The 5,739-nt window shown below is 39.6% G+C and carries 6 protein-coding genes; 3 read left to right on the forward strand and 3 right to left on the reverse strand.

Going from position 1 to position 5,739, the window contains the following annotated elements; translation table 11 throughout:
- On the reverse strand, window positions 1–771 hold a 771-nt coding region (locus H5185_RS20955; protein WP_220494510.1), incomplete at its 3' end, for a sensor domain-containing diguanylate cyclase.
- Between the two features lie 332 nt (window positions 772–1,103).
- Here H5185_RS20955 and H5185_RS20960 point away from each other — a divergent pair.
- Together H5185_RS20960 and H5185_RS20965 are read left to right on the forward strand one after the other, a co-directional pair.
- Window positions 1,104–2,234 (forward strand): FIST signal transduction protein, encoded by a 1,131-nt coding sequence (locus H5185_RS20960; RefSeq protein ID WP_182743073.1) that lies wholly within the window; start codon window positions 1,104–1,106, stop codon window positions 2,232–2,234.
- Between the two features lie 11 nt (window positions 2,235–2,245).
- On the forward strand, window positions 2,246–4,144 hold the full coding sequence (locus H5185_RS20965; RefSeq protein WP_182743074.1) for a bifunctional diguanylate cyclase/phosphodiesterase: 1,899 nt from the start codon (window positions 2,246–2,248) through the stop codon (window positions 4,142–4,144).
- Between the two features lie 120 nt (window positions 4,145–4,264).
- On the opposite strand, the gene H5185_RS20970 is transcribed toward H5185_RS20965, so the two are convergent.
- Window positions 4,265–4,846: a TetR/AcrR family transcriptional regulator gene (locus tag H5185_RS20970; RefSeq protein ID WP_182743075.1), complete on the reverse strand. Its 582-nt coding sequence runs from the start codon at window positions 4,844–4,846 to the stop codon at window positions 4,265–4,267.
- 192 nt (window positions 4,847–5,038) lie between these two features.
- Between H5185_RS20970 and H5185_RS20975 the strand changes: the two genes are divergently transcribed.
- Window positions 5,039–5,377, forward strand: a complete 339-nt coding sequence (locus H5185_RS20975; protein WP_182743076.1) for a hypothetical protein — start codon at window positions 5,039–5,041, stop codon at window positions 5,375–5,377.
- Here H5185_RS20975 and H5185_RS20980 read toward each other — a convergent pair.
- A partial coding sequence (locus tag H5185_RS20980; RefSeq protein WP_259396276.1) for a major royal jelly family protein occupies window positions 5,289–5,739 on the reverse strand: 451 nt, incomplete at its 5' end. The two genes, H5185_RS20975 and H5185_RS20980, sit on opposite strands and share 89 nt — an antisense overlap.

The following is a 5,739-nucleotide window of genomic DNA, read 5'->3' on the forward strand; positions in this document are numbered from 1 at the left end:
ATTGTCCGTAAATACTTTGGCTAATTCCATTAGCACCATATCACCTGCGTTATGGCCGTATTTGTCGTTGACGCTTTTAAAATGGTCGAGATCGCACAGCAATACTGAGAGCGGTTCATGATTACGATCAATACGTGCTTTTTCTTGCTGTAATACCGCAGATGCATTGCGTCTGTTAGCGAGTTTTGTCAGCGGGTCGCTCATGGCTAATTGTTGATATTTTTCGCTTAATTCGAGCACATTGCGGTAAAACTGCATGCTTGAATATTCGTATAATGCAGATAAAAATGTCATGGTTAAAAATGACAGTATCAGGCGAAGTTTAAATTCTGGGGTATAAGCTTCATGTGCAACAAGATGCTGCGGTAAAAACATGATGATGCAGACGATGCAGAGAAATATAGCCAGGTTAATTAAGCCTAAACGAAAGCCTAAAACATAAACTGAAACGGGTGCCACAATAAAAATCCATAAAGGACCCGTTTGTGCGACTCCGCCACTAAAGACTAAGTAGAACATTAATAAATACAGTGAGTAAATGATGATAATCGCACTGACTTTAATATTGAATTTTTTTAACGAAAACAAGGAGATTAGATAGGTGGTACAGGCAACAAGGAGAATGAGGGTTAAGGTGTTGTTGTTACCCAATAAGCTAAGTAAGCACATACCGCCTGTGATAGAGGCTCCTACCAATGAAAATAACTTAATCACCCTAGCATGCAGTAGGTTACCGTTACTTTTACTTTGATCATTGATGGATGCAAGCAATTGTTAATCCTTAATCTCATTGAATTATCAGTTCCATCGCAAACCATTTTTGGGGATGCAGAAACAATACAAGGTTGTGATCAATGGGTATGCATTTGGATTGCGCTAACGGGTTATTTATCTTAAGACACCTTGTAATTAAAGTGTACCTTAATTGTTAATTAAGGTGTATTTATATTGTGTAGTCATACGGATAAAAACATGATAATTAACTAGGTTTCCTCTAATATCATGCTCATTGAATATTCTCTTCAGCCATTCTTTATCATTATTGCTTGCGGTAATATTTCAATTACAACATATGAGATAACCTTTTAGTGAGGGACAACTAAATGCACACTTTTCAAACGGTATATCAAGATAGTCACTGGGTTACTCCTTTGCCGCAACATGCTGACACAACTCTGGTGTTGGCCTTTGGTTCGCCTGAGCTCATGTTAGACAATAAGCTTAATGATGAGCTATCAAGCGCTTTCCCAAATGCACAGATAGTTGGCTGCAGCACTAGTGGTGAAATCCAAGATGATTGTCTGTACGACAACAGTATATGTGTTACTGCGATTGATTTTGATCACACCCAAGTGCACGTCGTCAGCCATTCGATAAATCAATTTGCGCATTGCGCTGAATTGGCAAAGCAGTTGGTAAGCCAATTACCTCTTGAAGGACTCAAACATGTTTTAGTTATTTCTGATGGCCATTTAGTGAATGGTTCTGAACTGGTTGATGGTTTACAGCAATACTTGCCTCAAGGCGTCATGGCAACGGGTGGCTTAGCTGGCGATGGTGAGCGTTTTAGCCAAACCACGGTATGGCACAATAAACGCATAGAAAGTGGCCTGATTGTGCTGGTTGGACTGTATGGTGAACGGTTATCTGTTGGTTGTGGCAGTTTAGGCGGATGGCGTCCATTTGGGCCTAAGCGCCTGATCACTAAATCGACAAATAATGTACTTTATGAACTTGATGGTCGACCAGCATTAGATTTGTATAAAGAATTTTTAGGTGAGTTTGCCAGTGATTTACCTGCATCTGCTTTGTTATACCCGTTGGCGTTACAACAACACGGTGAGCAAGAACATGTAGTTCGGACCATATTATCAATTGATGAATTACAAAAAAGTATGTTGTTCGCTGGTAACATGCCCGAAGGTGCAACCTGCCAGTTAATGCATTCTAATTATGAGGACTTACTCGATGGTGCTCAACTTGCGGCAGATCAAGCTGGAGCGTGTTTTAAAGGAACGCCGCCAGAATTAGCCATATTAATCAGTTGTGTCGGTCGCAGATTAGTTTTAGGGCAGCATGTTGAAGAGGAATTAGAAATTATTAAAGAAGGCTTACCAGCAAAATGCGCTATTTCAGGCTTTTACTCGTATGGTGAAATATCGCCTATTCAATCTATTGGTCGGTGTGGTTTACATAATCAGACCATGGCTGTGACGTTACTTTCTGAGAAATAGTGATATTAACCATGCATAAACTGCTATTACGCCAGCTTAAGCGTAACCCAAGAGACGAGTTATTTATTTCAGAAAATGATGCTCTTTTGAATTCAATATCCGATGCTTATACGCAACATGATCAAAGCGTAAAAATGTTAGAGCGTTCTTTATATCTTATTTCCAATGAGTTAAACGATCGTAACCAAACCTTAAAAGACCAGCTAGCCATGATGAAACAGGTTCAAGACAAGCTTGAACATTCTATTGGTTTATTAAATGCAACCGTTAATTCCACTGGTGAAATTTTATTTGTCTATGGATTAAATGGCGAGCTGATGTCATTTAATACTATGGGGCAGGATTTTATTGACGAACTCGGTTTTACATTAGATTCACATTGGGAGGACCTTCTTGGCATTTTCAAAGATAAAAATCATATGTTATCGATTATTGATAATCTCAACCGAGACCCATTTCAATACTTAAGTGGCACCATTGAGTTGCTCGATAAACGCTTCTTTGACTTTAGGTCTCTCCCACAAATTCAAGACGATCAAATTTATGGTCGAGTGTGGTGCTTTCGCGATGTGACAACGCAAAAGCAGTATGAGGCGACAATTGAATATCATGCTTTTCATGATTCGCTTACCGGGTTACCAAATCGTGCATTGTTATTGGACAGAATTAGTCATTCAATTGCCACCAGTAAAAGAGAACATAAAAAGCTTGCGGTATTATTTTTAGATTTAGATGACTTTAAAAAGATTAATGATACAGAAGGTCATGACGCTGGTGATTTATTGTTGAAAGAAGTGGTAAGACGACTGCAAACACGCTTACGAGAATTTGATACTTTATCCCGCCAAGGCGGTGATGAGTTTATTATTGTATTAGAACAAATCGAGTCAGAAATGACCATAAAACAGGTCTGCCAAGACTTGTTAGCATTAATTAAACAGCCTTTTACTATCGGTTCGCGTCAGTTCGTTGTGACATCGAGTATCGGTATCTCACTGTTTCCTAATGATGATGACAATGCTAATGCGCTGATCCGCAAAGCAGATTTAGCCATGTATGAGTCAAAGTCATTAGGTAAAAATAGCTTCCATTTTTACAGTCAGGCGCTTGAGAAAGAAGCTTTAACCCAACTTGCTATTGAGCAAGAGCTGCGAAAGGCCATTGAAGATAATGTCCTGCATTTAGTGTATCAACCTAAAGTTGATTTACGCACAATGAAGATTGTCAGCGTTGAGGCACTATGCCGCTGGACGCAGCAAGATGGCACTGTTGTACCACCTGATGTGTTTATTACAATCGCAGAGCAAACTGGGTTAATTATTGATATTGGTTGTGTGGTGATTTCTAAAGCCTGTTTACAGTTAGCAACCTGGCGAGATGCAGGTATCACTGAGTTAGCTATTTCCATTAATTTAAGCTGTATTGAGTTTCAAAATGAAGCGCTCATTGCACACCTCATTGATTGCTTAAATCATCATCAATTAGAAGGTAAATATCTGATTATTGAATTAACGGAATCGATTTTTATGGAAGATAAATTCAATGTCAAAGACATTATGCTTAGGCTTAATCAGTATGGCATTACTTTCGCGCTTGATGATTTCGGTAAAGGTTATTCATCATTTAGTTACCTACAGTTTTTACCGTTGCATTATCTGAAAATTGATAAAGCTTTTTTACAATACGTTGAGAGCAGCAGTTCATCGGCAGCCATTGCCAAGACCATTATCGATATTGGTCATAATCTTGGTTTAAAAGTTATCGCAGAAGGGGTAGAGGGCCAGTTTATGCTGGATTACATTAAGACCTATAAATGCGATTTAGCTCAGGGGTTTTATCTGTACAAGCCAATGTTACCCGACGCTATCGCATCCATATATCTTGCCAATCATGCTTCTGTTGATGCTTAAAAGTGACAGTAAGCTATGACGAATTAGGTTGATTACCTACACAATCTCAACGCGCAACCACTCAGCACTTAAGCGTGGTTGCTGTTGAGTTTATTTGCGGGTCATTTTAACTGCTTATTATTAGCTATTATCGTCTTCGGATAGCGTTGCTAACCAGGGGAGCAGGGCGCTAATAGTGTTGATTTGAGTTGTGGCAGATTCGGCTTGGTAACCATAAATACGAATGCCAAATATTACCGTCATTAACTGGGCCGCGTAGGCTTTTGCTTGTATTTGGGGATAATATTCACTGAGGTAATCAAGGTAAATATGTTCAATTTTAGTCAGTTGGGCGCTGGCAAATTGATAAAGTTGATTCCCTTGTGATGCCAGCTCTAGCTGGGTTTTTATCAAAAAGCAGCCGCAATAATCACATGACCTTGATTGTTCAATTAGAGTATTTAACATCTGCTTAATTGCGTTGTTTACGCTGCTGGCATTGGCCATCGATAAGTGAATCGCTTCAACGGAAAAGGTGGCATAACGCGCTAGCGCAGCTTGGAATAAACCTTCTTTACTCTCAAATTCATAATATAAGCTGCCGGGCTTTAATCCGGTGGCTTTGGTTATTTGCTGAATACTTGTTGCGGCATAGCCATTTTGCCAAAACAAGGTAATCACCTTGTCTAATACGTCTTCTCTTGCAAAATTTTTTTTAGCCATGACATCGTTCCTCAACCATTTCTTGGTTGATAATATCACTACTTGAATGGTTGTTCAAAAACTGCTTGTGTCTTCAGTGGAAAATGTCTATCTTGAATGCCTGTTCAGAAAAGAGTTTATGCAGATTATCTTGGCTAGCTTAAGTCCGTTACATGATGACGGTATCAATCTGCCCTTTAAGGAATCCTAATTATGTTAAGGCAAGTCTTTGTTGTGTCATTGTTGGCACTGCTTAGTGTTATTACATTCACTACTCGCGCAGGCGAATTTTCAGTTTTTCGTGAGTTAGATAAGCAACATCCACCCGGCAATGTTGCAGTATCAGCTAATGGCCGGGTGTTTATGAGTAATCATCACTTTTACGGTGTAGATTCGAGAATAGTGGAGCTTAACAAAGACGGTTCGATAGTCGATTATCCTGATACTGAGTTTAATCAGCATCTTAATCCTGTTTTGGGTGTAGTCGTTGATGAACAGGGGATTTTATGGATGCTCGAAACGGCCTCTGCTGAAGGGGTTGACCGCCAATAGACAAGGTGTTGCCATTAATCACAGTATCAACATCTTCTGGGCGGGTATAAATACTGCCATCGAGCACTCTTTTTGCTGAGCCTGTCGTTAAGTTAACCACGATTAATCCTGCATTACTGCCACCAGCGGGATCTGTGATGTATACCGCTTCATGCTTTCTATCTACCGCAAGATCATTTAAAAATGAGTTTTCAGGCAATACAGGAGCCTTTAAAGTAATCATTTTGTATAAGCTGTTTTGTTGAATATCCCAACCAATAAGTCGGCCAACCCCTTCAGCAGAGGCCGTTTCGAGCATCCATAAAATCCCCTGTTCATCAACGACTACACCCAAAACAGGATTAAGATGCTGATTAAACTCA

It is taken from the genome of Shewanella sp. SG44-6 (genome assembly GCF_014164185.1).
GTDB lineage: Bacteria > Pseudomonadota > Gammaproteobacteria > Enterobacterales > Shewanellaceae > Shewanella > Shewanella vesiculosa.

Excerpts from the sequence above, each read along its gene's own strand:
- H5185_RS20960 (WP_182743073.1), top strand. The coding sequence starts at position 1,104 with ATGCACACTTTTCAAACGGTATATCAAGATAGTCACTGGGTTACTCCT.
- H5185_RS20965 (WP_182743074.1), top strand. The coding sequence starts at position 2,246 with ATGCATAAACTGCTATTACGCCAGCTTAAGCGTAACCCAAGAGACGAG.
- H5185_RS20970 (WP_182743075.1), bottom strand. The coding sequence starts at position 4,846 with ATGGCTAAAAAAAATTTTGCAAGAGAAGACGTATTAGACAAGGTGATT.
- H5185_RS20975 (WP_182743076.1), top strand. The coding sequence starts at position 5,039 with ATGTTAAGGCAAGTCTTTGTTGTGTCATTGTTGGCACTGCTTAGTGTT.